26 protein-coding genes and 1 pseudogene are annotated in these 26,932 nt (G+C 72.6%); 15 read left to right on the top strand and 12 right to left on the bottom strand.

Annotation, left to right across the window (positions count from 1 at the left end; translation table 11 throughout):
* From ABD401_RS19850 to ABD401_RS19790, 13 genes are all read left to right on the top strand, one after another.
* Window positions 1-1,235: ABC transporter substrate-binding protein (locus ABD401_RS19850; RefSeq protein ID WP_344607975.1), on the top strand; the 1,235-nt coding region annotated here is incomplete at its 5' end.
* 28 nt (window positions 1,236-1,263) lie between these two features.
* Window positions 1,264-1,605: a hypothetical protein gene (locus tag ABD401_RS19845; RefSeq protein ID WP_344607973.1), complete on the top strand. Its 342-nt coding sequence runs from the start codon at window positions 1,264-1,266 to the stop codon at window positions 1,603-1,605.
* Window positions 1,602-2,030: a hypothetical protein gene (locus ABD401_RS19840; RefSeq protein ID WP_344607971.1), complete on the top strand. Its 429-nt coding sequence runs from the start codon at window positions 1,602-1,604 to the stop codon at window positions 2,028-2,030. Before ABD401_RS19845 ends, ABD401_RS19840 begins: the two co-directional genes overlap by 4 nt.
* Entirely contained in the window at window positions 2,027-4,102 is a 2,076-nt protein-coding gene (locus ABD401_RS19835) for a branched-chain amino acid ABC transporter permease (RefSeq protein WP_344607969.1), read from the top strand. The genes ABD401_RS19840 and ABD401_RS19835 overlap by 4 nt, the downstream gene beginning before the upstream one ends.
* Window positions 4,099-4,935 carry an ABC transporter ATP-binding protein gene (locus ABD401_RS19830; protein ID WP_344607967.1) on the top strand — a complete coding sequence of 279 codons (837 nt, stop codon included), beginning with the start codon at window positions 4,099-4,101 and terminating at the stop codon, window positions 4,933-4,935. Before ABD401_RS19835 ends, ABD401_RS19830 begins: the two co-directional genes overlap by 4 nt.
* Window positions 4,928-5,629, top strand: coding sequence for an ABC transporter ATP-binding protein (locus ABD401_RS19825; protein ID WP_344607965.1), 702 nt, complete (start codon window positions 4,928-4,930; stop codon window positions 5,627-5,629). Before ABD401_RS19830 ends, ABD401_RS19825 begins: the two co-directional genes overlap by 8 nt.
* On the top strand, window positions 5,626-6,939 hold the full coding sequence (locus ABD401_RS19820) for a hypothetical protein (protein WP_344607963.1): 1,314 nt from the start codon (window positions 5,626-5,628) through the stop codon (window positions 6,937-6,939). Before ABD401_RS19825 ends, ABD401_RS19820 begins: the two co-directional genes overlap by 4 nt.
* Entirely contained in the window at window positions 6,936-7,964 is a 1,029-nt protein-coding gene (gene fgd, locus ABD401_RS19815) for a glucose-6-phosphate dehydrogenase (coenzyme-F420) (protein ID WP_344607960.1), read from the top strand. The genes ABD401_RS19820 and fgd overlap by 4 nt, the downstream gene beginning before the upstream one ends.
* Window positions 7,955-8,209: a hypothetical protein gene (locus ABD401_RS19810; protein WP_344607958.1), complete on the top strand. Its 255-nt coding sequence runs from the start codon at window positions 7,955-7,957 to the stop codon at window positions 8,207-8,209. Before fgd ends, ABD401_RS19810 begins: the two co-directional genes overlap by 10 nt.
* Window positions 8,210-8,223: 14 nt before the next feature.
* Window positions 8,224-9,288, top strand: a complete 1,065-nt coding sequence (locus ABD401_RS19805) for an S-methyl thiohydantoin desulfurase family protein (protein WP_344607956.1) — start codon at window positions 8,224-8,226, stop codon at window positions 9,286-9,288.
* Window positions 9,285-10,673: a hydantoinase/oxoprolinase N-terminal domain-containing protein gene (locus ABD401_RS19800; protein WP_344607954.1), complete on the top strand. Its 1,389-nt coding sequence runs from the start codon at window positions 9,285-9,287 to the stop codon at window positions 10,671-10,673. The genes ABD401_RS19805 and ABD401_RS19800 overlap by 4 nt, the downstream gene beginning before the upstream one ends.
* On the top strand, window positions 10,670-12,280 hold the full coding sequence (locus tag ABD401_RS19795) for a helix-turn-helix domain-containing protein (RefSeq protein WP_344607952.1): 1,611 nt from the start codon (window positions 10,670-10,672) through the stop codon (window positions 12,278-12,280). Before ABD401_RS19800 ends, ABD401_RS19795 begins: the two co-directional genes overlap by 4 nt.
* Before the next feature lie 102 nt (window positions 12,281-12,382).
* On the top strand, window positions 12,383-13,981 hold the full coding sequence (locus tag ABD401_RS19790) for a PucR family transcriptional regulator (protein WP_344607950.1): 1,599 nt from the start codon (window positions 12,383-12,385) through the stop codon (window positions 13,979-13,981).
* Between the two features lie 21 nt (window positions 13,982-14,002).
* Here the strand turns inward: ABD401_RS19790 and ABD401_RS19785 are convergent, their stop codons facing one another.
* The 10 genes from ABD401_RS19785 to ABD401_RS19740 all read right to left on the bottom strand — a co-directional run bounded on the left by ABD401_RS19785 (window position 14,003) and on the right by ABD401_RS19740 (window position 24,118).
* The gene (locus ABD401_RS19785) at window positions 14,003-15,184 is read right to left on the bottom strand and encodes a M20 family metallopeptidase (RefSeq protein WP_344607948.1); all 1,182 of its coding nucleotides are present in this window, start codon (window positions 15,182-15,184) and stop codon (window positions 14,003-14,005) included.
* On the bottom strand, window positions 15,181-16,095 hold the full coding sequence (locus ABD401_RS19780) for a DUF1028 domain-containing protein (protein ID WP_344607946.1): 915 nt from the start codon (window positions 16,093-16,095) through the stop codon (window positions 15,181-15,183). Before ABD401_RS19780 ends, ABD401_RS19785 begins: the two co-directional genes overlap by 4 nt.
* Complete coding sequence (locus ABD401_RS19775; RefSeq protein ID WP_344607944.1) at window positions 16,092-16,901, bottom strand: alpha/beta fold hydrolase; 810 nt, start codon at window positions 16,899-16,901, stop codon at window positions 16,092-16,094. The genes ABD401_RS19780 and ABD401_RS19775 overlap by 4 nt, the downstream gene beginning before the upstream one ends.
* Window position 16,902: 1 nt before the next feature.
* On the bottom strand, window positions 16,903-17,376 hold the full coding sequence (locus ABD401_RS19770) for a nuclear transport factor 2 family protein (RefSeq protein WP_344607942.1): 474 nt from the start codon (window positions 17,374-17,376) through the stop codon (window positions 16,903-16,905).
* Between the two features lie 38 nt (window positions 17,377-17,414).
* Window positions 17,415-18,419, bottom strand: a complete 1,005-nt coding sequence (locus ABD401_RS19765) for an LLM class flavin-dependent oxidoreductase (RefSeq protein ID WP_344607940.1) — start codon at window positions 18,417-18,419, stop codon at window positions 17,415-17,417.
* Complete coding sequence (locus ABD401_RS19760; RefSeq protein ID WP_344607938.1) at window positions 18,416-20,794, bottom strand: xanthine dehydrogenase family protein molybdopterin-binding subunit; 2,379 nt, start codon at window positions 20,792-20,794, stop codon at window positions 18,416-18,418. Before ABD401_RS19760 ends, ABD401_RS19765 begins: the two co-directional genes overlap by 4 nt.
* Window positions 20,791-21,309 (bottom strand): (2Fe-2S)-binding protein, encoded by a 519-nt coding sequence (locus ABD401_RS19755; RefSeq protein WP_344607936.1) that lies wholly within the window; start codon window positions 21,307-21,309, stop codon window positions 20,791-20,793. Before ABD401_RS19755 ends, ABD401_RS19760 begins: the two co-directional genes overlap by 4 nt.
* Complete coding sequence (locus tag ABD401_RS19750) at window positions 21,306-22,139, bottom strand: FAD binding domain-containing protein (protein ID WP_344607933.1); 834 nt, start codon at window positions 22,137-22,139, stop codon at window positions 21,306-21,308. The genes ABD401_RS19755 and ABD401_RS19750 overlap by 4 nt, the downstream gene beginning before the upstream one ends.
* Before the next feature lie 141 nt (window positions 22,140-22,280).
* Window positions 22,281-23,474: an acyltransferase family protein gene (locus ABD401_RS19745; RefSeq protein ID WP_344607930.1), complete on the bottom strand. Its 1,194-nt coding sequence runs from the start codon at window positions 23,472-23,474 to the stop codon at window positions 22,281-22,283.
* Between the two features lie 47 nt (window positions 23,475-23,521).
* The gene (locus ABD401_RS19740; protein ID WP_344607928.1) at window positions 23,522-24,118 is read right to left on the bottom strand and encodes a class I SAM-dependent methyltransferase; all 597 of its coding nucleotides are present in this window, start codon (window positions 24,116-24,118) and stop codon (window positions 23,522-23,524) included.
* 280 nt (window positions 24,119-24,398) lie between these two features.
* Here ABD401_RS19740 and ABD401_RS19735 point away from each other — a divergent pair, with 280 nt between their 5' ends.
* Together ABD401_RS19735 and ABD401_RS19730 are read left to right on the top strand one after the other, a co-directional pair.
* Window positions 24,399-24,938 carry a TSUP family transporter gene (locus ABD401_RS19735; RefSeq protein WP_344607926.1) on the top strand — a complete coding sequence of 180 codons (540 nt, stop codon included), beginning with the start codon at window positions 24,399-24,401 and terminating at the stop codon, window positions 24,936-24,938.
* 78 nt (window positions 24,939-25,016) lie between these two features.
* Complete coding sequence (locus tag ABD401_RS19730) at window positions 25,017-25,211, top strand: hypothetical protein (protein WP_344607924.1); 195 nt, start codon at window positions 25,017-25,019, stop codon at window positions 25,209-25,211.
* Between the two features lie 32 nt (window positions 25,212-25,243).
* On the opposite strand, the gene ABD401_RS19725 is transcribed toward ABD401_RS19730, so the two are convergent.
* Together ABD401_RS19725 and ABD401_RS19720 are read right to left on the bottom strand one after the other, a co-directional pair.
* Window positions 25,244-26,590 (bottom strand): HNH endonuclease signature motif containing protein, encoded by a 1,347-nt coding sequence (locus ABD401_RS19725; protein ID WP_344607922.1) that lies wholly within the window; start codon window positions 26,588-26,590, stop codon window positions 25,244-25,246.
* A 78-nt stretch (window positions 26,591-26,668) separates the two neighbouring features.
* Window positions 26,669-26,932: pseudogene (locus ABD401_RS19720) on the bottom strand (transposase); the annotation flags it as partial.

The raw sequence follows: 26,932 nt of genomic DNA, 5'->3' as shown, positions 1-26,932 counted from the left end.
TCGCCGCCGCCGGCGGGTCGACCGCGACGGCCGGCGGAACAACTCCCGCCGGCACGGGTGGGGCCACCAGCGCGACGACGAACGGCAGTTCCGCGGCTCGACCGGGTGCGAACACCTCGAAGCCCGCGGCCGCGACGACGAACTCCGGTCCGAAGGTCGCGAACAAGTCGCTGATCACGATCGGGACGATCGGCAGCTTCTCCGGGGTCCTGGGCGCGGTGACCGCCGGCGCTCCCAAGTCGGTGGCCGCGTGGGTGGGCTGGAAGAACGACAACGGTGGCCTGAACGGGCACCCGATCAAGCTGATCGTCGGCGACGACCAGGGTGACCCGGCGACGGCGCTCACGCTCGCCAAGCGGATGGTCGAGAGCGACAAGATTCTCGCTCTGGTCGGCGACATCCACTTCTTCGGCTACGAGCAGATCGAGCCGTACATGCGCAGCAAGGGCATCCCGATGGTCGGCGGCGAGGGCGCGCTGGCGAACCGGTTCAACTCGCCGGTGAACTTCCCGATCTCCGCGCAGGGGTACGTGCAGATCGTCAAGGGCCTGAAGATGTACGTGGAGCGCGGCTACACCAAGATGGGCATGCTCTACTGCCTCGAGATCGCCGCGTTGTGCGGGACCCTGAACGACGAGGTCCGCAAGTCCGAGGTCGGCAAGTACATCCTCCAGAGCTACCAGGTCTCGCTGGTCGCGCCGAGCTACACGAGTCAGTGCCTGCGGATGAAGCAGGGTGGCCTCGAAGTCATCTACATGCTGATGGACACCGCGGGCGCGGCCCGGCTGGTGAAGGACTGCGCCGCCCAGGGCTTCAAGCCGAAGCTGCTCCTGCTCGGCCTCGACGTCACCAAGGAGATGCCGACGATCCCGGCGCTCGCCGACACGCTGGTGCCCGGGGCGACGATCTCGCCCGGCGCCCACGGAGTGCCGGCCGTGGACCACTACCTGAAGGTGATGGACACCTACGCACCCGGGACCGGGGTGAGCGGCTTCGGAGCCCAGGCCTACGCCTCGGCCCTGATGTTCGGCCATGTCGGCGCGAACCTCTCGGACAACCCGACCTCCGCGGAACTGCTCGCCGCCCTCTACAAGGTGCGTAAGGAGACCCTCGGCGGGTTCATCGTCCCCGTCACGTACAGCAAGACCGGCACCACCGCCGCGCCGTGCGTCTTCATCTGGGGTGCCGGGGGTGGCAAGTTCACCGCCCCCGAAGGCGCCAAGGCGCTGTGCTGACCACCTCACGTCGAGTCGGAGGACGACCATGAGGACTGACCTGCTCGGCTGGATGCGCCTCCAGTGGGACCGGACCGCCGCCTGGGGCTGCGTGCTCGCCGGTGTGATCACGCTCTTCATCGGCTGGCTCGGGGTCAGCGGCACCGCCTTCACCGCCAAGCAGTTGCCGTACATCGCGGGCTGCGGGCTCGGGGGGCTGTTCCTGCTCGGCACCGGGGCGATGCTCTGGCTCTCCGCGGACCTGCGGGACGAGTGGCGCAAGCTCGACCGCATCGAGACGACGATCCGCGACGCCGGGCTGGCCGCGCTGGCGGCGTCCGCGGTGCCGGCGGCCGATCGCGACCTGTACGTGGTGGGTCGCAGCCAATGACGACTCCCTGGACCCGCGTCGACGTTCTCCGGACGGCGGTGCTCGTCGCCGTGGGTGCCGTCGTGTGGGCCGTCGGCTGGTTCGGGGTCTCGGGCGAACCGGCGCTGTCGGACCAGATCGCCCCGATGAACGTCGCGGTCCTCGGGGTGATTCTCGTCGGGGCCGGCTACGCCAGCTGGTTCCTCGCCGGTCGGCGTGCGGTCGGAGCGCGACGGCGCGTCGTGCTGGCGCTCGTCCCGGACGTCGCGTCCGCCCCCGCCCCGGACGTGCGCGCGGATGACGTACGGCACGACGGCTTCCTGGGGTCCGGACGGCTCTTTCACCGTTCCGGGTGCGCGATGACCGCCGACCGTGCGTGGGTGGCCGAGCCGCGCTCGGTGCACGAGCAGGCCGGTCGAGTGCCCTGCGGGGTGTGCCGGCCGTGACGACGTCATCGACGACACCGAGGTCGCTGCGGGCCCTGGCGAGCTCGACCTCGACCCGCCTGGGCTACACCGGGTGCTGGGTGGCGGCGGCGCTCGTGGTGGTCGTCCTCGGTGCCCCGATCGCCGCGGCCCGCGACATGTGGCCGTTCGTCCTCGCCGGGATCTCCGACGGCGCGGTGTACTCCTTCGCGGCCCTGGGGCTGGTGCTGACGTTCAAGACCTCCGGCATCTTCAACTTCGCGATCGGCGCGCAGGCCGCGGCGTCCGCCTACGTCTTCTACTCGTTCCGGATCGACGCCGGGCTACCGTGGCCGGTCGCGTTCGCCCTCTCGCTCCTGCTCGTCGGTCTCGGCGGTGCCTTCCTGCTCGAACGCATGGCGTTCTGGCTCGAGGAGGCGCCCGCGATGATGAAGGTCGTCGCGACGATCGGCCTGGTCGTCCTCCTGCAGTCGCTCCTCACCGGCGCCTACGGCACGGTCACCCTGCAGTTCCCGCCGTACCTGTCGCAGAAGCCGATCGAGATCGCCGGCACCCAGGTGATGATGAGTCAGTTCATCGTCGTCGGGCTCGCGCTCGCCGCCACCGTCGGACTGACGTTGTTCTTCCGGCGCAACCGGATCGGCCTGGCGATGCAGGCGCTCGTCGACGACCCGGAGCTCCTGGCCTCGCAGGGAACGAGTCCGATCACGGTCCGCCGGTACGCCTGGGCGATCGGGTCGTGCTTCGTCTCGGTCTCCGGCATGCTCATCGCCCCCGTGCTCGGCATCGACGTGAACGTGATGCTGCTGCTGTACATCACGGCGTTCGGGGCCGCGGCGCTCGGCGCCTTCGACAATCTCGTCGTCACGTTTCTCGCGGCGATCGGGATCGGCATCGCGACCAACGTCATCGGCAACGAACTCGCCGGCAACAGCAACGTGTGGGTCACCTCGCTCTACACCCAGGTCCCGTTCGTCGCCCTCGTCGCGGCGTTGTTGCTGGTCCCCCGCGCCCGGCTGATCGAGCGCGGCACCAAGCGGGTCCGCAAGCTGCCGCCCCTGCGGACGTGGCCGCCGCGCGTCACGCTCGGCACGGGCCTGGCGGGGGCCGTGCTGTTCCTCGCGCTCCCGGCGATCGTGCCCGGCCCCGACCTCAACCAGTTCACCGTCGGGATCGGCTTCGCCGTCGTCCTGCTCTCGCTCGGCCTGTTGCTGTGGTCCTCCGGTCAGATCTCGCTGTGTCAGATGGCGTTCGCCGCCGTCGGGGCGTCCACGTTCGCGCACCTGCAACAGGCCGGCTTCCCGTGGCTGATCTGTCTGCTGTTCGCCGGGCTCGCCGCGATCCCGGCCGGTGCGATCGTCGCGATCCCGTCCTTCCGCCTCTCCGGCGTCTACCTCGCGGTGGCGACGTTCGGCTTCGGCCTGCTCGCGCAGAACCTGCTCTACACGTCGGGGCTGATGTTCGGCCTCGACAACTCCGAGGTGATCGAGCGGCCGCGCCTGTTCGGTCTGTCGACCGACGGGGATCGCGGCTACTACTACCTCGCCGTGGTGGTGGCCGCGCTGATGGCGGGACTGGTGCTGCTGGTGGGACGCAGCCGGCTGGGTCGGATTCTGCGTGCGCTGGCGGACTCGCCCGCGGCGCTGGACGCGCACGCCGTGCGGACGAAGGTGACGCGCCTTTCGGTGTTCTGTCTCTCGGCGTTCATCGCCGCGATCGGGGGCGCGCTGATCGGTGGGGCCTCGCTCGGTGCCGGCGGTGACCCGAGCGGTGCGTTCGGATACTTCAACTCCCTCGCGCTGATCGCGGTCCTCGCCTTCTGCGGTCGTCGCCCGATCCTCGGACCGCTCGTCGCCGCGTACCTGTTCGCGGTGGCGAAGATCTACCCGCCGATGAACACCGAGTTCTTCACCGACTACCGCGGCGCGATCTTCGGCGGGCTGGCCCTCGCGGTGGCGCTCGCGCCGGGGGTGCGGTTGCCGGCCCTGCGCGAACGCGGAGCCGAGCGCGGGGAACGGTCGCCGGTCACCGCCCGGGCCGACGGTCCGCCCGAGCCGCTCGTCGAACGCGAACTGGTGGGAGCGGGCCGATGAGGGAGCGTCAGCACAGCCATCAGGAACCTGTCGGTGCCGCTGCCCGTGGCGCTCCGGCGCTGACCGTCGAGAACGTGACGGTGCGTTTCGGTGGTCTGACCGCCGTGTCCGACCTGTCGCTGCGCGCCGAGGGCGGCACGATCACCGCCCTGATCGGACCGAACGGTGCCGGCAAGACCACGACGTTCAACGCCTGCACCGGCGTGGTCCGCACGGCGACGGGTCGGGTCCGGCTGGGGAACAAGCGCCTCGACCACCTCTCGACCCCGGGCCGCGCGGCCGCGGGTCTGGGGCGGACGTTCCAGCGCATGGAGCTCTTCGACTCGATGACGACGGCGGAGAACGTCGCGATGGGGCCGGAGGGGGTGCTCTCCTCGCGACGGCCGTGGGGCCAGTTCTGGGCGCCGCGCGCCGAGCGCCGTGAGATCGCCGAGCGAACCCGGGCGGCGATCGCCCGCTGCGGCCTGGAGGCGGTCGGCGACCGGCGGGTGCGGGACCTGTCCACCGGGCAGCGTCGCCTGGTCGAACTCGCCCGGGCGATCGCGTCGCCGTTCCGGTTCCTGCTGCTCGACGAGCCGTCGTCGGGTCTGGACGTGCACGAGACCGAGGAGTTCGGCGAGGTCCTCGCCGGCCACGTCCGGGACACCGGCATCGGCGTCCTGCTCGTCGAGCACGACATGGCGCTGGTCGCCGACGTCTGCTCGCAGGTCTACGTCCTGGACTTCGGGAAGTTGATCTGGTCCGGGCCGACCGCGGAGGCGATGACCTCCGAGACCGTCCGCGCCGCCTATCTCGGGGGCGACGTCGGGGAGGAGGAACTCGCCGATGCTTGAGCTGACGAACATCTCGGCCGGCTACGACACCGGTCTGGTCCTGCGCGGAGTGAATCTGACGGTCCCTCCGTCGTCGGTCGTCGCGCTGCTCGGGGCGAACGGTGCCGGCAAGACGACCCTGCTGCGCGTGGCTTCGGGCCAGCTCCGGCCCACCACCGGGTCCGTGTCGCTGTCGGGTGTGGACATGACCGGCAAACGCTCGGAGCAGTTGGCCCGGCGCGGGCTGTGCCACGTGCCCGAGGGCCGCGGGATCTTCCCCTCGCTGACGGTCGCGGAGAACATCCGCCTGCAGACCCCGCCCGGCGTGGACAAGCGGAAGGCGATCCGTGACGTCGCCGAGGTCTTCCCCCGACTCGGCGAGCGACTGGACCAGCGCGCCGGGACGATGTCCGGCGGTGAGCAGCAGATGCTCGCGCTCGCCCGGGCCTACATCAGCAAGCCTTCGGTCGTGCTGCTCGACGAGGTGTCGATGGGCCTCGCGCCGCGGATCGTCGACGACATCTTCGTCTACCTCCGGCGGCTCGCGGACGCCGGCATCTCGCTGCTCGTCGTCGAGCAGTACGTCGCCCGTGCGCTCGAACTCGCCGACTACGTCTACATCCTCGACCGCGGCCGGCTGTCCTACGTCGCCGAGCCGTTCGAGATCAGCGAAGAAACGATTGCGCACTCGTACCTGGGAGGCCTCGCATCATGACCGCTCGCATCCTCACCGCCACCGCGCTGGTCGCGGTGGTCGCCGCCGGGGGGCTGGCCGGGATCGGGTCCGCCTCGGCGGGGACGTACGTCTACGACCTGTCGGCCGAGGCGGTCGCCGTGCAGTCGACGCTCACCGACCCGAACACGCCGCTCGGCCTCCCGTTCTCCATCGGCTCCTACGGCGCCGGCGCCCTGCTCTCCAGCTCCGGCGAGAGCACCGCCGACGCGGGTGCGCCCTACTCGCCGCTGCTCTCGACGCTCCCGGCCACCGGCAACGGTCTCGTGCAGAGTGCGAGCGGCGTCGGGCTCCCGGTCGTCCCGTCGTTCCCCGGCTACGTGCGCGCGAAGGACCCGGTGCTGCCCGTCGACAAGCAGAACGCCGGCGGGTACGAGCTCGTCGCGTCCGCGCTGCCGAAGCAGGCAATCGGCCGGGTCAGCGTCGGCGGTCAGGCCGCGACGTCGGAGCAGAACAACGCGTTCGCGGTCGCGAACAGCGTCGCCGGCGAGGACCACATCTTCACCGAGGGCGCGGCCGGCGTGCACGCGCTGACGCTCGAGGGCATCCTCGACGTCTTCAACGTCTCCTCGTACGCGAGCCTGACCCAGACCGCCGGCGGCGCGGTCGTCCCGCGGACGACCACTTCCCTGGGCACCATCACCTTCTCCCGGCTGACGTCGGGCCTGACCAAGGACGGCCTGACGGCGTTCGGCTCCGAGCCGACCCCGCTCGACGTCAGCGTCCTCGGTGCGCTGAACGAGGCGCTGAAGCCGGCCGGCATCTCCCTGGCCTACCTGCCCGAGCAGTACCGCTACACCGACGGCACGACGAGCACGGGCCCGACGGTGAACGAGAAGAAGACGGTCGCCGGGGTGACCTCCGGTGCGCTGCGGATCTCGATCGTCGCGGACTCCGAGCGGGGCACCACCACCGAGACCATCACGGTCGGGCAGATCACGCTGTCGGCCTCGGGCAACGCGCTGAACTCGACCGGCAGCGGCATCTCCTCCGGCGGAACGGCCGACAGCGGGATCATCCCCGGCAACGCGGGCGGCGTCGACTCCGTCGTCGGTGAGCTCGGGACCGACCTCGCCGGCGCACCCGGGGCCGGAGTTCCGGCCACCGGCGTCGTCCCGAGCGACGCCGTCCCGACCCAGAACTTCGTGCCGGCCGTCGCGGCCGGCGGCACGATTCTCAACGAGGGCCGCACCAACTTCGGGAGCTTCTACGTGTTTCTCGCTCTGGCCGCCCTGGTGGCCCTCGGCGCCGGTCAGGCCGTGCGCGTCCTCGCCGTCCGGCGGTCGGCGTGAGTGCCGCTGAGCGCACCGGCGCCGTGCGCATCGGTTACAAGGCGTCGGCGGAGCAGTTCGGGCCGCGGGAGCTGGTCGAGTTCGGGGTCGCGGCCGAGCGGTACGGCTTCGACTCGGCGGTGGTCTCGGACCACTACCAGCCCTGGCGGCACAACGGCGGGCACGCGCCGTTCTCGCTGGCGTGGATGACGGCGGTCGGCGAGCGGACCGAGCGGATCGTGCTCGGCACCTCGGTGCTGACCGCGACCTTCCGCTACAACCCGGCGGTGATCGCGCAGGCGTTCGCGACGATGGGGTGCCTGTACCCGGGGCGGATCATGCTCGGCCTCGGCACGGGTGAGGCGCTGAACGAGATCGCGGTCTCCGGGATGGAGTGGCCCGCGTTCAAGGAGCGCTTCGCGCGGATGCGTGAGGCGATCGACCTGATGCGCCGGCTCTGGACCGAGGACAAGCCGGTCGACCACTCCGGCGAGTACTACACGACGGTCGGGGCCACGCTCTACGACCGTCCGGAGCAGCCGATCCCGATCTACGTCGCCGCCGGCGGCCCGGTGGTCGCCCGGTACGCCGGCCGGGTCGGGGACGGGTTCATCTGCACCTCGGGCAAGGGCATGGCGCTCTACCAGGAGGAGCTGGTGCCCGCGATCGACGAGGGCATTGCCAAGGCCGGGCGCAGCCCGGAGAGCCTCGACCGGATGATCGAGGTCAAGCTCTCCTACGACGCCGACCCCGAGTACGCGCTGAATGCGACGCGGTTCTGGGCACCGCTGTCGCTGACCGCGGAGCAGAAGCACTCGGTCACGAGCTCGCAGGAGATGGAGCGCCTGGCGGACGAGCTGCCGATCGAGCAGGTCGCGAAGCGCTGGATCGTCGCGTCCACGCCGGAGCAGGCGATGGAGGGCATGCGCCCCTACCTGGAGGCCGGGTTCACCAACCTCGTCATCCACTTCCCGGGCGCGGACCAGGTCCGCTTTCTGTCGCAGTTCTCCGCCGACGTGATGCCCCGACTCCGGTCATGGAGCTGACCGATCTGAGGATCACCGCCGTCGACTCCGACGTCGTCCTGGCCCGGGTCGTTGTGCTGCTGAACGCGCGCGGCGCCCGGATCCGGGAGCTCCAGTGCCGGACCGTGGGCACCGGGGCGACGCGGATCGCCTGCACGGTCGAGACGGCGAACGGCCGCGGTGGCCGCGTCGCCGCGGCGGTCGCGCGCATGGTGGACGTGACCGATGTCGAGGTCGGATCTGCGAGGCTGGTCGCGCCGGCGTAGGACGTGGAGGTGGCGTGCGGCTGTTCGGGCCCGAGGACGTCGACGACCTCGCGCTGGGTGCGCTGTTCCACGGCAGCGGCGGTGGCGGCGATCCCTACCTCCCCCGGCAGATGCTGCACGCGGCGCTCGACCGGCACGGTCCGGTGCGGCTGGTCGACGCCGAGGAGCTCGACCCGGACGGCCTCGTGCTGCCGGTGGTGACGGCCGGGGCGCCGCACTCGCTGATCGAGAAGTTCCACGGGACGGCGGAGGCGGCCGCGCTGCGGGCGGCGCTCGAGGCGCACGCCGGGAGGCCGGTCGTCGGGGTGTTGCCGATCCAGCTCGGCCCGGTCAACGCCTTGATGCCGCTCGTGGTCGCGGCGCAGCTGGGGCTGCCCTGTCTCGACGTCGACGGCATGCGGCGCACCTTCCCCAAGCTCGAGATGACGGTGTTCGCGCTCGCCGGTCTGCCGATCTCGCCGATCATCCTCGTCGACTCGGCCGGGTCCTCCGCCGTGCTGACCGCGGCCGACAACAACACCGTCAGTTCCCTGCTGCGCAGCTGCCTGCCGAGCATGGGGCTGGTCGCGATGTGCAGCGCGTACCTGCTGAACGTGGGCCAGTGCGCGGAGATCGGCTCCCGGCAGGCGTTGACCCGGTGCGCCGAACTGGGGGCGGTCCTGCGCAGCGTCGCGCCGGGTCCGGCGGAGAACTACGCCGGGTTCCTCGAACGGTGCGACGGGCGCATCATCTTCAGCGGTGTCGTGCACGAGGTCGTGCAGTCCCTCGACGGGGGGTTCGCAAGAGGAACGCTCAGTCTCGAGTCGACCGACGGGACCCGGTCGCTGCGCATCGACTTCCAGAGCGAGAACCTCGTCGCGACCGAGGACGGCGTCCCGGTCGTCACGGTCCCCGACCTGATCAACCTCGTCGACGTCGACTCCGGATTCCTCCTGCAGTCGCCGGACGTCGTCGTCGGGCAGCAGGTCCACGTGATCGCGAGCCGGGTCGACCCGCACTGGCACACGCCCGCGGGCCACGCCTGTGCCGGCCCGCGCGCGTTCGGCATTGATCTCGACGTCGTCCCGGTGTGCGCGTGAGCCCGGCGGACCGGCGGGTCGGGCTCGCGGTCGGGCGCCGGGACGCCTGCGCCGTCGTCCTCGGGCCGGAGAACGAGGTGCTGGCGCGCGCCGTCCTGCCCGACGACGCGAACGACTACGACCCGCCCGACGCCCGTCCCGCGGCCACGGTCGCGACGCTGCTCGACGCGCTCGGTGAGGTCGCGGCACCGGAGCACGTCGGCCGGGTGGTGCTGGCGGCGGCGTTGACGCGGCCGTTGCACCGGCCCGCCGAGTGCGCGCGGGTGGGCGTGCTGCGCATCGGGGCACCGGCGACTGCGTCGGTCCCGCCGTTCTCGGGCTGGCCGGCGCGCCTCACGGCCGCGGTGCGGGGACCGGTCGCCCTGGTGGCCGGGGGCCACGAGTACGACGGACGCGTCGCCGCGCCGCTCGACCGGGCGGCGGTCGAGGCGTTCGCGCGGGCGTGCCGGACCCGGCGCGACCCCGTGGCCGCCGTGGCGGTCACCGCCGTGCACGCACAGGCGAACGGCGCGCACGAGCAGGAGGCCGCGGTGCTGCTCGCGGACGCCCTCGGCCCGGACGTCCCGGTCGTGACCGGCGGCGACGAGGGCGGACTCGGGCTGCTGGAGCGGGAGAACGCCGCCATCCTCGACGCCGCCCTGGCTCCCACCGCGCGGCGGGTGCTCGACGAGGTGGGCGCGGTCCTCGCCGAGCGCGGACTGGTCGACGAGCTCTACCTGGTGCACGGCGACGGGACGGTGTTCCCGGCGCAGTCGGCCGCCCGGCGTCCGCTGCGGACCGTCGGTGCGCTGCACAGCAGTGCTCGCGTGGGCGGCGTGCACCTGGCGGGGGAGGCGACCGTCGTCGTGGTCGACGACGACGGCCGGCGCGTCCGCGTCAGTGCCGCGGTGGAGGGCTGGCCGCAGGAGTCGGGCCGGTTGGTCGAGGTGCTCGGCATCCGGACGAACCTCCGCGAGGTGCGGGTGACCGAGGCGCCGGCCGACGCCGTCGGACCGACGACCGCGCGCGCGGTCGCCGGGCTCGCGGGGCCCCTGGTGCTGGTCCGGAACGCCCGCCGGCTGCCCGACCTGCTCCTGCCCGGCCGGGTGCTCCGCCCGGACGACGCGCCCTTTGCCGCGGCGATCGGGGCGGCGGTCGGCGAGGCCGCCGGGACGGTCGACCGGATCTTCTGGATCGGCGAGCGCAGTCGCGCCGAGGTCGTCGCCGAGGCGCGCCGGCTCGCGGCGGAGGCGGCGATCCGGGCGGGCGCGGACCCACGGCGGGTCCGGATCGGCACGGTCGCCGAGACGCTGATGACCTACGTGCCGACCTCCTGCGTCCGGATCCGGGTGCGGGCGGTGGGTCCGGTGCTCACCGTCGGCACGGAACGGGGAGGCGAGCAGTGAACGACAACTTCGTGACGGTACGTCAGTTGCTGGGGATGGGGCTCCTGGCGCACGAGGTCCTCGGCGGGGAGGCCGGTCTCGACCGCCCGGTGCGGATGATCGTGCCGACCGTGTCCACGACGGAGGTCGGTGCGCTCGCCTCGTGCAGCCTCGCGGTCTTCGGCCCGGAGCACCTCGCCGTCGAGGACCTCGCCGCCGACCTGGTGCTCCGGCTCGGCCACAGCGTCGGGCTGTCCGGGATCATCGCCGAACGGCCGCGGCGACCGGTCCCGCTCGTCACCCGCCGGCTCGCGGACAAGCTCGCCGTGCCGCTGATCGTCGCCGAGGGAGTGGCGCCGGCCGCGTTGGCGGCCACCTTCGACCCGTACGTCCGCGCCCCCGAGATCGCCGGGCTGCGGATCCTCGGCACCACGGCCGACCGGTTCTCCACCCCGCCGTCGAGCCCGGAGCAGCTGACCCGCGTCCTCGGGCAGGCGATCGGCGGTGCCGTCGTCCTCGTCGACGCCGAGAGCCGGTTCGTCGCCGGCGACGACTCCGCGTTCGAGCTGACGCTGCGGCCGGACATCGCGGCCCACCTGGGCGGGGCGCGCCCGACCGCGGCGACGTTCCCGCTCGGCGGTGCCGACGTCGCCCTGCTGCAACCGGTGCAGCGGGACATCTCCGCGCACGCCGGGTACTGGTTGCTCGCACGGCTGAACACCGCGACCCGGGCGCTGATCGGGCCGATCCGGCAGTCGATGTCGATCGCGGCGCTGGCCTTCGCCGTTCACCTGGCCGCCGGGGCGGTGCAGAGCGAGCGCGAGGGCCGGCAACGGTCGGTCCTGCTCACCGCGATCCTCGACCAGGCCGAGGCGCCGTCGGCGCGGGCGGTGGAACGGGCCACGGCGCTCGGGTGGCGGCTCGCCGGGTGGCACACCGCGGTGCAGATCGCGGTGTCCCGGGCGGGGACGATGCCGCCGCAGTCCGAGCTCGTGCGCGAGCTGGAGGAGGAACTGGCGCGGCGGTCGGTCACCTCCACGCTGGTGGAGCGCTCGGAGGGCTGGGCGTTCTGGGTCACCGCCGAGACCGAGGCCGACGCGCTGGACACCGCGCCGCTGCTCGCCGCGGTCCAGGGGACGCTCCGCGCCGTCGAGGCCGACCATCCCGGGCTGTCGCTGTGCGCCGGGGTGGGCGGGGCGCACGCCGGGACGGCCGGGATCGCGGAGTCGCTCGGGGAGGCGCGGCAGGCCTGCCTGCTCGCGCTCACCGAGGAGGGGACCGGCGTCGTCGAGCACGTCCGGGCCATGAGCGCGAAGCGGCTGCTCATGGGCTGGTACGCCGCGGCCCCGTTGCGGGCGCAGGCGGACGAGATCCTGGCGCCGCTCACCGCGGCCGACCCGTCGGGCGAGCTGGTGCGGACGCTGCGGCGCTACCTGGACCGGGAGTCCTCGGCCACCGACACCGCGGCCTCGCTGCGGGTGCACCGGAACACGGTCATCCAGCGCATCGACCGGATCCGGAAGCTGCTCGCCGTCGACCTGGACGACCCCGACGACCGCCTCGTGCTGCACCTCGCGACACGAGTGGCGGGAGTCACGTGGGCGGACGAGAGCGACGGAAACATGTGATAGGCAATCTGCCCAGTGACGGCGACCACAGTGGGCAGATTGACTACTGAAGGCGCATGCCGTCCCTTCCTACTCTCCGGAGCAGGCGAAACGGAGACGGCGATGACTGCTCTTGATGACCGACCCGGCACCGAGGCCTGCCCACCGCCCGGCCTGGGGATCGGCCGGCTGCTCGGCCGCGGATGCTTCGACGTGGTGACCGCCCCCGCCGGGCTGGACCGCGAGGTCCGCGGCGTCACGATCTGGGACCCGGCGGTCCCGGACGCGGTCGAGGCCGGGGACCTCGTCCTCGTGCCCGCGCCGGACCTCACGTCCGTGCTGGTCGAGCAGGTCCTCACCGCCGCGGCCGACGCGGACGCGGCGGCGGTCGTCGTCAAGGCGCCGGGCGACCCGGCGACGTTGCGACGCCGGGCGGACCGGCTCGGCGTGACGGTGCTGGTGGCCGCGTCCGAGGTGCCGTGGGACGACATCGCGACGCTCGCGCGCTCCCTCGCCCCGGCCGACCGGCTCTCGCGGGCGATCGGCCGCCCGGCCGTGCTCGACCTCTACGAGCTCGCCGAGGCCGCGGCCTACCTGCTCGAGGGCCCGATCTCCATCACCGACGAGGAGCTGCGCCCGCTCGCGTTCGCGAACCTCGGCCACCCCGTCGACCAGCTGCGGACCTCCGCGATCCTCGCCCGCCGCACGCCGTCCGACGCGCGCAAGTGGCTCGAGGACTCCGGCCAGTGGGCGCGGCTGCGCAGCGGCCGGGCGCCGATGCGCATCGACATCCCCGGGGCGGCGCCGCGCGCGCTGTGCCCGGTCGTCGCCCGCGACGCGATCGTCGGCTACATCTGCCTGGCGGCCGGCGGGGCCCCGCACTGGGAGCCCGACCTCGACGCCCTCGCCGACGTGGCCGCGGCCGCGGCGCCGTTCTTCAGCGCCCCGCTCCGTGGGGTCGACGCCGACCTGCTCGTCGCGGACCTGCTCCGCAGCGTCCTGCGGGGGACCGCGTCGCTCTCGGCGCTGGCGGCCGAGGTGCTGCCGGGGCCGGGCCAGGATTCGTGGTGCCTGGTCGCGCTCGGCGCGAGCGGCTGCGGGACCGGCGGCGAGCAGGGCAACTACGAGGACGACCGGCAGCTCGCCGCGTACGCGCGGCTGCTGCGCCGCGGCTCGGCCGCCGCCGTGCTCGACGGTCGCGTCTACCTCCTCACCCCGCACTGGGGGTCCGAGGACGTCGTCGCGCTCGCCGAGCGGATGCGCCAGCGCGCCGACTCCCTGTTCTCGGCGAAGTTCTCCGCGTGCGTCAGCGACGCGCTGACCGGGGACGTCGAGATCCCCGGTGTGCGCCGTTCCCTCGACCGGGCCGTCGACCTGCTCGCGTCGCAGGGCCGGCCGCGGACCGCGTTGCTGTCGGAGGTCCGGCCGAACACCGTCCTCGCGGAGCTCGGCGAGATCGTCAAGGGCAACCCGGGGTTGCTCGACGGCGTCCTCGACGTCCTGCAGACCGGCTCGGCCCGCGACACGGACTACCTGCGGACGCTCCGGGCCTACTTCGACGCCGGCTGCGACGTCAGCGAGGCCGCGAAGCGGCTGCAGATCCACCGGAACACGTTGCGCTACCGGCTGCACCGCATCGAGGCCCTCTGCGAGGTCGACCTCTCCGACCCGCAGCAGCGCTTCCTCGTCGAGCTCCACACGCGGCTGCTGCCGGTCACCTGACGCTGTCTCAGTTACCTCCGCTCACGTGATCCCGGCGACGCTCTCGGCGAAGAACCGGGCGAAGCTGGTGTAGAGCCCGGCGAAGGACTCGGCCGCCTTCGTCAGTTCCGCGACCGCGACGTACTCGTCGGCGGCGTGGGCGACGGTCATCGAGCCCGGGCCGTAGACGACGGTCGGGATGTCGAGCTGGTTGCGGAGGAAGCGCGCGTCGGTGCCGAGGCAGAGGCCGCGCACCGGCGTCGGGGTCCCGACACCGCCGCAGACCTCCTGCAGGTACCCGACGAACGGGTTCTCGGCGGCGAGCTCCGACGCCTCGGCGAAGCCGAGGACCTCGAGCGAGTACGAGACGCCGAGCGGGTCGAGAATCGCGCGGAGCGAGTCGACGGCGTCCTCGCAGGTCTGGCCGGGCAGCACCCGGCGGTCGACCTCGAGGACGCAGTGGCTCGCGACGACGTTGGGCGCCGTGCCGCCACGGATGACGCCGACGTTGCAGCTGGGCAGCCCGAGCAGCAGGTGCGGCTCGGGGTCGAAGTGCGCGAGGTGCAGCGCCTGGGTCACGCGCGCGGCGTCGGCGACCGCGGAGTGCGCGGCGGCGGGGTCACTGCCGTGCCCGGCGCGACCGAAGATCTCGATGCGGGCGAGAAGCACGCCGCGCTCGGCGATGCACACCCCGAGCTCACTGGGCTCGGGGACGACGGCCGCGTCGGCGGTGATGCGCCCGGCGTTGAGCAGCGCGGCGGTGCCCCAGCGACCGCCGGTCTCCTCGTCGGCGACGAGGTGGAAGACGAGGTCGGTGTCGAGGCGCACGCCGGCGTCCAGGCAGGCCCGCAGACCCTCGATCGCGGCGGCGATGCCGCCCTTCATGTCACAGGCCCCGCGGCCCATGAGCTTGCCGTCCCGGACCACGCCCGCGAACGGTGGCACCGACCACTCGCTCTCGGTCACGGGGACGACGTCGAGGTGCCCGTTGATCATGAGGATCGGACGGGACCGGTCGCAGGGTCCGACCGTCGCGAGCAGCGACGGCCGGCCGGCGGCCGGTTCGAACACCTCGACGTCGGCGCCGAGGCCCTTCATGACGTCGGTCATCAGCGGGATGATCGGCGACTCGTTGCCGGGTGGGTTCCGGGTGTCGCACTGGATCATCGCCGTCGCGAGATCGACGCAGCGGCCGGTGTCGACCGCGTCGCGGGCGTTGGTCAACGGACGTACTCCTCGACGTTGCTGAGGAAGCCCAGCGGGCCGATGCCCGCGAGGAACTGACGGAGGCCGGGGCGGTAGGCGAACAGGTCCGCGAACAGCGCGCGGGCCTCCTCGGTGCGTCCGCTGCGGGCGAGCAGGACGGCCCGCCAGAAGTCCGGCTCGCGGTTGTCGGCGCCGAGCAGGTCGGCGGCATTCGCGAGGCCGTGAAGCTTCTCGGACAGCAGCTCGTCGGTGACGCCCTCGTAGGGACCGATCGTCAGGCCGGGGGCGAAGATGACGCCGCCGACGAGGTCGAACGCGCGGTGCCGCGGCAGCAGCCGGGCGAGCTCGCCGACCGGGTCCGCGTGGTCGTCGACCCGGATGTCGATCAGCACCTCGTTCCACGGGGTCGCGCTGCGGTTGCCGGAGTAGACCCGCAGCACCGCGGACTGCGAGCCACGGACGTCGCCGCCCGCGGCCTCGGCCGCCTGCATCGCCGCCAGCACGCGCTCGGCGAGGTCGCCCGGCGCGGAGGTGTACGCGTCGAGCATGTCCTCGTACACGCGGTTCGAGGCGAGCATGTTGCCCTGCACCGCGACCCCGTCGCCCAGCAGGTGCCCGGCGGCCGGGGCGCAGCTCGACCCGGTGTGCGCGGCGACGCGGCCCTGCGCGTCGCAGAACGCGACCTGCCGGTACGCGGCGAGCTCGTCGGCGGTGAGGAGCGCTTCCAGCGCCGCCTTGGGCTCCTCGCCGGCCCGCATGCGCTCGACGCCGTGCGGCCCGTGGTCGACGTTGACGAAGGCCTGCGTGGCCGCGACCCCGACGCCGGACTCGCCCCAGCCGACGAGACGGCCGACGCCGAAGAAGTGCGACTGACTCCCGACGGCGAGCTGGCCGGTCGCGGGGTCGTGGGCGACGATCGAGTACGTCATGCGGCTGCCTCGCTCTGCGTGATGTTCTGGAGGAGGAGTTCGACGACCCGCTGGGGCTGCTCGAGCATCGGCAGGTGGCCGAGGCCGGGCAGTTCGACGGCGGTGCCGCCGGTGACCGAGGCGATCTCGGCGGTCATCTCCGGCGGGCAGGTCGGGTCCTCGGTGCCGGTGGCGGCGAGGACGGGGACCTTGATGCCGGACAGGCCGAGGTGCCGGATGTCCGCGCTGAACGCACCGCGCAGGATGCCGGCGATCACCGCGGTGTCCCGGGCGCCGACGGCGGCGGCGAGCGAGGCGAGGACGAAGCGGTCGTCCCGCGACGCGGCGCCCACGACCTGCGGACCGAGGTCCGCGAAGTAGCGGACGGTGCCCTTGGTCTCGAGCTCGGTCACCATCGCCTCGATGGCCTCGGTCGGGACGCCGACCCCGAGCGTGCTGCCGAAGCAGGCGACGCTGCGGACCCGCTCCGGGTGGAGCGCGGCGGCCGCGAGGGAGATCGTGCCGCCGAGCGACCCGCCGGCCAGGTGGGCCGAGTTCAGGCCCAGGCCGTCGAGCACGGCGACCACGTCGTCGAGCCAGCCGCCCTCGATCGCGAACGGGCCGGTCATCGGGGACCGGCCGTGGCCGCGCAGATCCAGCGCGACCACCGGCCGGTCGAGGAGCTCGGCGACCGGGTCCCACACGAGGGCGGCGGTGTTGATGGGGTGCACCAGCACCACCGTGCCGTCCGCGGTCGGCTCGCCGAACACGTCGACCGCGATCGGGCCGACGGGCCCGTCCACGGTCCTCGACTGACGGGACGTCATGTCATTCCGTCCCGTACTTCAGTGCGCCCTCGGGGGCGGCCTCGCTGACGTGCATGTGCCAGATGCGCCACTCGGGGTTCCCGAGGCCGTCGTCGCGGCGGTAGAACTCCGTGTTCCGGAAGTGCGTGGTGCCGCCGCTCTCGAGCTTGCCGGTCGGGGTGGGCATGACGAGCTCGGCCTCGGCCTCCGAGGTGAGCAGGGCGACGTCGCCGAAGACCTGGATCGTCGGCGGCTCCTTCTCCTCCAGGCGCACGATGTCGACCCCGACGGCCCGCAGGTTGCGCCACAGCTTCGCCTTGTCGGCCTTGCCGCGGTAGGTGAAGCCGTTGAGGTTGAACTGCAGGTAGCCGTCGCCCTCGGGGAAGAACGGCAGCATCGACTCGGCGACGAGGCCGAGGTTGGACTTGTTCCAGCCGTTGTGGACCTCGAGGATCGCGGCGGTGTCTTGTTCGACGGCCTTCTCCAGGTCAGTCATGGGGATCTCCTGTCTACGGGGTGGCGGGTCGGGCGGGCTCAGGCCGGGAAGTCAGCCAGCAGTTCGCGGGCCGCGGCGAGGGAGGACTCGGTGCCCTCGGGGACGACGGTGGCGATGACGACCTTGTCGCTGCCGGCGTCGAGGTAGGACTGGATGCGGGCCTTCGCGTGTGCCGGGCCGCCGGCGATCGCGAACGTGTCGATCCACTCGTCGGGCATCTCGGCGAGGACGGTCTCGAAGCCGCCGCGGGCGATCATGTCCGCGGTCATCTCGTTGGCGCCCTCGATGGCACCGAACAGTGGGCCGGGGCCGGTGGCCGCGATGTAGAAGGCGAGGACCGGGCGCAGCTGCTGACGGACGAGGTCCGCCTTGCTGTCGTCGTTGGTCAGGTTGACCGCGACGAGCGTGACGAGCTCGGGGCGGACGTCGCGGCCGGCGGCGGCGGCGTCGAGCTTGGCACGGGTGGCGGCGACGTACTCGACGGGCGCGAGCGCGCTGACGACGAGGCCTTCGGCCAACTCACCGGTGAGGGCGACACCCTTGTCGCCGAGGACGCCGGTGTAGATCGGCACGGTCTCGGTCGCCGGGTGCGTGAGGACGACCTCGTTGAAGTCGTGGATGCCGCCGGTGTGGTTGACCTTATCGCCGCCGAGCAGTGAGCGGACGTGCACGAGGTTCTCGCGGAGCGCCGTCATCGGCGAGCGGACCGTGAGGCCCATCTGCGCGGTCCAGGCGGGGACGCCGTGACCGATGCCGGGCATGAAGCGGCCGGGGAACGCGCGGCTGAGCGTCGCGATCTCCATGGCGAGGAGCGCGGGGTGGCGGACCATCGAGGAGACGACGGACAGACCGACCGGGATGCGCTCGGTGGCGCCGAGGGCGATGCCGGCGGCGGCGATGCCGCCGAGGAAGAAGTAGTCCTCGGGGATCCAGAGCTGGCCGAACCCGCCCTGCTCCACCTCCCGCGAGAGGCGGGCGATGTCCTCCGGCGGTGTGGTGCTGCCCAGCAGGACACCGATGCGGCTGGTGGTCGACTCGCTCATGCTTGCGCTCCGAAGGCGTCGAGGATCCGCTCAGGGCGGACCGGGATGGCAGTGATTTCAGGTGCTCCCGCCGGGAGCGCGTCCTGGATCGCGTTGACGATCGCGGCCGGAGCCGCGATCACCCCGCTCTCCCCGACGCCCTTCGCCCCGTTGAGGGTGAACGGCGTGGGGGTCACGGTGTGGAACAGGTCGAACTCGGGGAGATCGGTGGGCGCGGGCAGTGGGTAGTCCCGCAGCGAGAGCGCCAGGGGGCGGCCGTCGGCGTCGTAGGGCAATTCCTCGAGCAGCGCGGTGCTCAGGCCCTGCACGACGCCGCCGATCACCTGGTTCTCGACGATCGCGGGGTTGAGCTGATTGCCGCAGTCGTGGCCGACGATCAACCGACGGACCGTCACCTGACCGGTGCCGGGGTCGAGCTCGACGAGGGCGACGACGACGCCGTAGGAGAAGGCGAGCGCCATCGGGTCGAACGCGCCGAGGAACTCCAGGCCGGGCTCCATGCCCTCGGGTAGGTTGCCGCCCTGGTACGCGGCCGCCGCGATGCGGGCGAGGGGAATCGGGTCGACGCCGCTGTTCGGGACGCCGAAGCCCCCGGGGAGGAGGTCGACGTCGGCCTCGTTGGCCTCGAGGAGGTGCGCCGCGATCGCGCGGAGCTTCTCCTTGGCCTTGCCGGCCGCGACCAGCAGCGAGGAGCCGCCGATGCCGGCCGCGCGGCTCGCGCCACTGGCGTAGCCGGTGTAGTGCGAGGAGGCGGTGTCGCCGAAGTGGACGGTGACGTCGGCGAGGTCGACCCCGAAGGCGTCGGCCGCCTGCTGGGCGAGCGCGGTCTCGACGCCCTGACCCATCGGCGTCTGACTGATCGTCACGCGGATCTTGCCGTCGGGCTCGACGGCGACGGTCGTGGCGTCCCACCCGCCCTGCGTGATGCCGATCAGCGGGAAGACGCCGGACGGACCGAAGTTCGTGCACTCGTTGTAGAAGGCGATCCCGAGGCCGACGTGCCGGCCCTCGGCGCGGGCGGCGTCGCGCTCGGCGAGGGCCTCGGCGTACGCCGGTCGCGAGACGGCAAGGTCGAGCAGCGCCGCGTAGTTGCCGCTGTCGAGGAGCATTCCGGCCGCGTTGGTGTACGGGAAGGCGTCGGCGGGGACGAGGTTGCGGCGACGGAGCTCGACGGGGTCGATGGAGAGCCTGCGCGCGGCGATGTCGAGCAGGCGCTCCATGGGGAAGTTGGCCTCGGGCTGACCGAAGCCGCGGAACGCACCGAGCGGCGACTTGTTGGTGACGACCGCGCTGGCCTGGATGTCGACCGCGGGGACCGCGTAGGGGCCGCAGAGCAGGGCGCCGGTGGCCCAGCCGGTTCCGGCGCCGCAGGTGGACGGGGCGCTGCCGAGGTCGATCAGGTAACGCGACCGGAGGCCGACGATGTGGCCCTCGGCGTCGAAGCCGAGTTCGAGCTGCATGCGCTGGGCGCGCGACGGCGTGGAGGCGACGAAGGACTCGTCGCGCTGCTCGACGAAGCGGACCGGGCGGCGCAGCTGCAGGGCGAAGTACGGGGCGAGGGCGTCCTCGGGGTAGACGACGGCCTTCATGCCGAAGGCGCCGCCGACGTCCGGGGCGATGACGCGGATCTGGTTCTCGGCGAGGCCCAGCATCGCGGCGAGGCCCTGGCGGATCTGATGGGGCGACTGGGTCGAGCTGTAGATCGTCAGGCTCGGCCCGCCGGGGGAGTAGTCGCAGACGATGCCGCGGGTCTCCATCGACGTCGCGGTCATGCGGGCGACGTCGAAGGTCTCGGAGACGACGACGTGCGCACCGTCGAGGGCGGCGCCGGCGTCCGGCGGCTCCGGCAGGCCGGGGATCACGACCGGCCACGCGGAGCGGACCTGGATGTTGTCGCCCCACTCCTCGTGGAGGAGCACGGGGTCCTCGGCGAGGGCGGCGTCGAAGTCGACGACGGGCGGGAGCGGCTCGTAGACGACGTCGATCAGCTCGAGGGCGTCCTCGGCGACGTACTGGTCGCGGGCGACGACGGCGACGACGGGCTCGCCGACGTGACGGACCTTCTCGACCGCGAGCGGGCGGCCGTGGCCGACCTTCTGGCCCGGGAGGTCCCACAGGTAGCTCTGCGGGCCGATCCGCTCGAAGAGCTCGGCGCCGGTGGCGACGGCGAGGACGCCGTCGAGGGCGGCGGCGCGGCTGGTGTCGATCGAGACGATCCGTGCGTGCGCGTGCGGGCTGCGCAGGACGGCGAGCGTCGCCTCGCGCGGGAGGTGGATGTCGTCGACGTACCGTCCGGCGCCGCGGACGAACCGTGCGCCGTTGCGGGACGGGATGCGTGCGCCGACGTAGGTGGGGCGCTCGGCCTGGGCAGTCACGACCGGACCTCCGTTCCCTGCGCGGCGAGCGCGGCCTCGACGGCGTTGAGGATCCCGACGTAGCCGGTGCAGCGGCAGACGTTGGCGGCCAGGCGCTGGGCCAGGTCGTCGCGGGTGAAGGTGGTGCCGGCGCGGGCCTCGTCGAGGATCTCGGTGGCGAGGACCAGGAAGCCTGGCGTGCAGAACCCGCACTGGAAGGCGAAGTGCTCGACGAACGCCTCCTGCAGGGCCGTGAGGGAACCGTCGGGCTCGCCGAGGCCCTCGACCGTGGTGACCTCGGTGTCGGTCGCGGCGACCGCGAGGGTGAGGCAGGAGCGGGCGGAGCAGCCGTCGATGAGGACGGTGCAGGCGCCGCACCAGCCCTGGTGGCAGGAGGTGTGGGTGCCGGTGAGGCCGGCCTGTTCGCGCAGGACGTCGGCGAGGTTGGTGCGCGGTTCGACGACGGCGGTGAGCGGTTCGCCGTTGACGCGCAGGCGGACGAGTTGGTCGGCAGCGAGGTCGGTCGGGGTGCTCATGCGGCAGCTCCGGTGGCGGTTCCGCGGAGGTTCTCGAGGGCGGCGGTGAGGGCGAGGTCGAGCAGCCGGCGGCGGTAGGCGGCGCTCACGAGGTGGTCCGGGCTGGGGGTGAGCAGGGCCTGCGCCTCCTCGACGACGGCGTCGGCCTTGGCGTCGGGGGAGACGGCGAGCAGCAGCGGCGTGTCCCCGACGCCGCCGAGGGCGACGCGGGCGGAGCCGTCGGCCTGGGCGAGCGCGGCGACCGAGACCTTGCCGTGGCGGCGGTAGTGCCGCTGCTCGAACGCCCAGCGGGCGGTGGTGACGGGGACGTCGAGACCGACCAGCAGCTCGTCCGGCCGGCGGACGGTGGTGAAGCGGCCGGTGCAGAACTCGGCGACGGGGACGGCGCGCTCGCCGCTCGCGGAGCGGAGGCGGACCGCGGCGTCGAGGGCGAGCAGTGCGGCCGGGAGCTCGGCGGTGGGGTCGGCGAAGGCGACGCTGCCGCCGAGGGTGCCGCGGTTGCGGGTGGGGACGTGGCCGACGTGGTTCAGGGCGGCGGCGACCAGCGGCGCCTGCTCGGCGAGCGGGTGCTGCTGCCAGGTGCGCTGGGTGACCGCGGCGCCGAGGTGGAGGGTGTCGCCGGTGCGGTCGGCCGTGGTGAGCTCGGTCAGCCGGCGGATGCCGACGACCGTCGCGGGTCGGACGAGCCGGGCGTTGAGCTGGGCGACCAGGCTCTGGCCGCCGGCCAGGACGGCGACGGCGGTCGGGTCAGTGCCGGCACGGTCGGCGAGCACCTGGCACGCCTCGTCCAGCGTGCCCGGCTCGAGGTAGGAGAACGGGGCCGGTCGCATGGGCAACCTCGCATCTGCGTCGTCACGCCGGCCGTCTTCGGTGGCGGTCGGCTGCTGGCGACGCTACGAGGGGTGACGCGGCTCAGGCGTCGGACGCAGGCACAAAGACCGCTCGCGCGGGGGTGTGCACGGTGACCAGCGTCAGGCCGGGCGGGTCCGGGCGCCGTGGAGGACCCGGCCGATCACGGTGTACCGGACGCCCCACTGGTAGGTGACGAGCAGGACGGCGGTGACGGAGACGCAGAGCGTCGTGAACTTGACCGAGGCGGGGGCGTCCCAGGTGTGGATGGCCCGGTGGAACGCGATCACCAGCGGAAGGTGCATCAGGTAGATCCAGTAACTCGCGTCGGCGAGGTACCGGACACCGCGGCGCTCCCGGCGCAGGGCCCAGCGGAACAGGCCGATGAGGCCGACGACCATCCCCCACGCGTAGAGCGTCTGGAGGACGGCGGCGGGGAGGATCGGCGCCTCGATGTCGTCCCACGTCGCCGCGCGGGCGAGAGGGAAGACGACGAGGAGGCTGACGGCGAGGGCGATCGGCCAGCCGCGGCCGACGGCGTCGATGCCGGCGCGACCGCCGCGGGTGCGGGCCCCGTAGAGCAGGAACCCGACCGCGAAGAACGCCGCGTAGTAGACGAGCGGCGCGAGCTCGGGGAGCAGGTGGTTGGGGAGGGTGGGCCCGAAGGTGCGGGTGGGGCCGGAGCCGACCATCGGGTACTGCATGGCGAACGGGACCAGGACGAGCCCGGCGAGGACCGCGGCGCGAACGGCGCGCGGCAGGCGCGGGCGCCACGAGGTCAGGTGGTGGGCGAGGCCGATCGCCGCGACGTAGATGCACAGGAACCACAGGAACCACAGGTGGTGCAGGTTCTGACGCGGCGTGAACCACTCGGTGTTCGTGGGGGCGCCGGTGCCGACGCCGGAGAAGCCGCCCTCGGGGAGCGCGGCGCCGGCGGCCGCGAGCTCGATCAGGGGGACGACGGTGACGAGGCCGACGAGGAACGGGATGCCGACGCGCTTGCTGCGGTGGGCGAGCAGGGCGCGCAGGCCGCGGCGGTGCAGAAGCAGGGCGGTGAAGAAGCCGGAGAGCAGGAAGAACAGCTGCATCCGGCATCCGTGGACGCCCTGCACGAACTCGTCGAAGTAGTTGTCCGTCGACGCGCTGGAGTCCGGGACCGGCCAGATCGTCGAGAAGAACGGCAGCGCACTGTGCAGCGCGATGCCGAGCAGCATGACCGCGCCCCGGAGGGCGTCAAGATCATGCAGGCGGGTACCGGCGGAGGCAGGGTGGCCGGTCGACGGGCGGGGCCTCGCGGGGGCGTCGAGGACAGTCATCCCTACCTGCTTACCCATCGCAGGTTGGTTTGTCTCTGCGACACTGGTCACGTGCGATAGATCGTGACCGCAAATGTCGCGTTTTCGCCGTAGGGACGCAGGTCCCACGTGGCGAATCTGTGCTCCAGCCGTAATCCGGCCGAGACCGCGTCGGCGTCCATGTCGGCGGGCGGATAGCCGCGGTCGCTGCCGAGACCGACGGCCAGGAAGCCGTCCGGCTTGAGGTGGCCGGCGAGGCGGGCGAGGATCCGCGGTTCGCTGCCGGGGGCGACGAAGCCGAGGACGTTGCCGGCGAGGACGGCGGCGTCGAAGGGCTCGGTCTCGCCGTGCGCGGCCAGGTCGAGCTCGGCGAGGTCGCCGACGAGCCAGCGGGGGCCGGGGTGATCGGCCTCGGCTGCCGCGATCAGCGCGGGGTCGACGTCGACCCCGACGACCGTGTGGCCCCGGGCGGCGAGCTCGCCGCCGAGCCGGCCGGGCCCGCAGCCGGCGTCCAGGACCCGGGCGGAGCGGGGGAGCATCGCGTCGAGCAGACGCGCCTCTCCCGCGAGGTCGGCGCCCTCCGCCGCCATCTTCCGGAACCGTTCGATGTACCAGGTCGAGTGGTCGGGATCCGTCTCCCCGGGCCACCGTGTGCGCGCGTCCATGGTTCGAACGTAGCCAGGGGCGTGGGGCGGGGTCGGTGCGGCTCCGCTCGGGGCGTCCTCCGTCGCTGCCTCCCGGACGCGCGGGCCGCGTCGGTCGGTGGTTGCGGTGGTGCGGCCGCGCGTCCTGATCGCGTGTCCTTCGGCCACGCGGGTCGGCTTGACGCTCCTTGAGGACACCCCGAGCTGCGCCGCCCCGCCCGCGCTCGAACGTCGTGCCACCGCCCGCTGCTGGTGCGGGCGCCCGCGTCGGCCCACGGGCCGGTGGTGAGCGCGGCCGTTGATGGCGCTGGCGTTCGTGGGCTCGGCGCTGGGGGCGGCGGTGACGTTCCTGATCCCGCGGGACGCGTTCGACCCGATCGTGCTGGTCGCGTTGGTGGTGGTCGGTGCGTACGTCGTGTTCCGGCCGGCGCTCGGGGAGGCGACGGAGCTGCGGTTCGCGGGGGCGCGGCACCGGCACGTCGCGGCTGCGATGGCGACGGGCTTCATCGTCGGGTTCTACGACGAAGCGCTCGGGCCGGGGACGGGAAGCTTCTTCCTGTTCGCTCTCGTCGGGCTGCTCGGGTACTCGTTCCTCGAAGCGTCGGCGAAGGCGCGGATGGCGAACTGGGCGACGAACTTCGCCTCGCTCTGCGTGTTCGTGCCGCAGGGCGCGGTCCTGTGGCGGGTCGGCCTTGTCCTGGGGGCCTGCAACCTGGCCGGCGGCTACCTCGGCGCCCGCGTCGCGGTGCGGCGGGGCGCGCGGTTTGTTCGCGTGTTCTTCCTGGTCGTCGTGACCGGCTTCGTCGTCCGGATCGGCGGGGACGTGCTGTCGGTCTGGTGAGCTGTTCCGCCGCGCCGGCGGCCGGGCATGTGGGTGCGCGGTGGGGGGTAGATGCCGTGCGTGGGCGACAAACGAGTGATGCACACCGACCATGGCGGCGACGCGGGCGCGGACGTTCCCGACGTCGGCCAGACCAGCCGGGAAGACCTGCCGGACACCAGCCAGGCGACGACGGCCGACGACCACGACGGCGTGCGCGACGACGACATCGCCGCCGGGCACATCGGTGAACCCGGCGGCCCGTCGTGGGCACGCTCCGGTGAGGAAAGCTGACGCTGCGACCGCGGTACTGACAGCCCGTCAGGTCAGAAGGGGACCGGGGCGGTCAGTTCTTTGATGAAGTCCGGTAGTTCCGCGTCGGGGTCGTCCGCGCCGGGATAGGTGATGAACCTCAGCCCTGTGGGGGTGGTCCAGATGAACCGGCCGCGGTCTTGTTCCAGATGCCAGCCGGGCATCTGTTTGACCTGGTGGTGGAACCGGCACAGACAGCCGAGGTTCCAGTAACGGGTCCCGCCGCGCAGGACCTTGCCCTTGACCTTGGTGAACGGGATCGAGTGGTCGATGTCGCACTGGCGCGCGGGGCGCCGGCAGCCGGGGAAGCGGCAGTGCTTGTCCCGGTTCCGCACCGCGGTCTTCATCTTCGCCGTGGGCGCGTAGGTGTTCGCGTGCAGGTCGAGCAGCTCGATCGCCTCCGCTGAGAGGGCGGAGGAGGCCGGGATCTCCGGCTCGGTGGGGTCGATCCCGAGCGCCTCACCCAGGATCGCCTGGATGGTGTCGAGCTCTTGGGCGGCGATGGTGCGCTCGTCCTGGCGGGCGATCACCAGCGGCGCCTCGGCCGCCTGTTCTTTCTGGATCGCCCGGTCGTGGTGGACGCGTTCCTTGAGGGCTTTGAAGATGCGCTGCGCTTCGTCCTCGGGCATGAACAGGCACAGGGTGGCCATGCCGTCGTACTCCGGCCGGAGGTAGACGCAGCGATCCGCGCGGGCCCGCTTCTCCCGCTTGCGGACCGCGTCGGCGTCGATCGCCTTGACCTCGCGGCGGACCCGGTCCCGGAACGAGCGGCCCCCACGCTCGCGCGCCTCCGGCAACACCCGCTCTTCCAGGCGGGCGGCCTGCGCGACGTCGAGGTCCGCGCCCTCGTCGACGATCGCCTGCACCTGGACCCGGTTGACCTCCCCGCGCTCGAGGGCGGCGAAGGTCTTGGAGTAGCGGCGGGTCAACTCCATCGACACGTGGCACAGGTTCGACACCGCGGCCGGTGAGAGCTTGAGCAGGCAGCCGAGTTCGGCCTCGACCGAACGGCGCAGATATTCGGGGTCGTAATCGGCGTCCGGGTTGCGCAGTTTCCGCATCGCCACGTTCGACACCGCCCGGCACTTGGCCCCGTAGGCGGCGTTCTCCAACCGGTCCGCGTCCGCGACCTCCCAAACCAGTTCGGCGTCGGAACGGGCCGCGGTCATGTCGATCGGCGCATCCAGCGGCAGTGCCGGACCCGCCGCGTGGGCGGTCCAGAACGCATCCCGCCGCGCCTCGTAGGCGAGGAAGTCCTGGTAGGAGGCGTAGTCCGGATCCCCGGGCGAGGGCGGGCGGCCACCGGTGACCCACGGGGGCTCGCACCCCACGTCGGCCCGGTCCGGCAAGTCGATCAGCACGGAACCCCCACCCAGTTCGAACGCATGTTCTGCATATCTGCTTGAGTGCAGTAAGCCTTACCAGTCCGGGGAACTGACGATCAGTTCGCTCAACGGATGGGGGTCAGTGGCGACGGCCTGCTGGAGCAGGCGGTAGAAGAGCATGCCGCGGGCGCTGGAGTTGCGCCGGTTGAACCGGAATGCGTACTCGTCGAGGTAGCACGGCAGGTGCTCGTCGCTGACGCGGTAGTGCAGCGTGCCGGTCAGCCAGTGCTTGAGCAGCGAGGCGACCATGTGCACGCCGGGCAGCACCGTGGCGGGGTCCTCGGCGTCGTAGCCGGTGACGTACTCGTGCGTGTAGCC

Source organism: Sporichthya brevicatena, from assembly GCF_039525035.1.
In the GTDB taxonomy this organism is placed as follows: Bacteria; Actinomycetota; Actinomycetes; order Sporichthyales; family Sporichthyaceae; genus Sporichthya; species Sporichthya brevicatena.
This window is presented reverse-complemented; position numbering and strand designations above follow the sequence as displayed.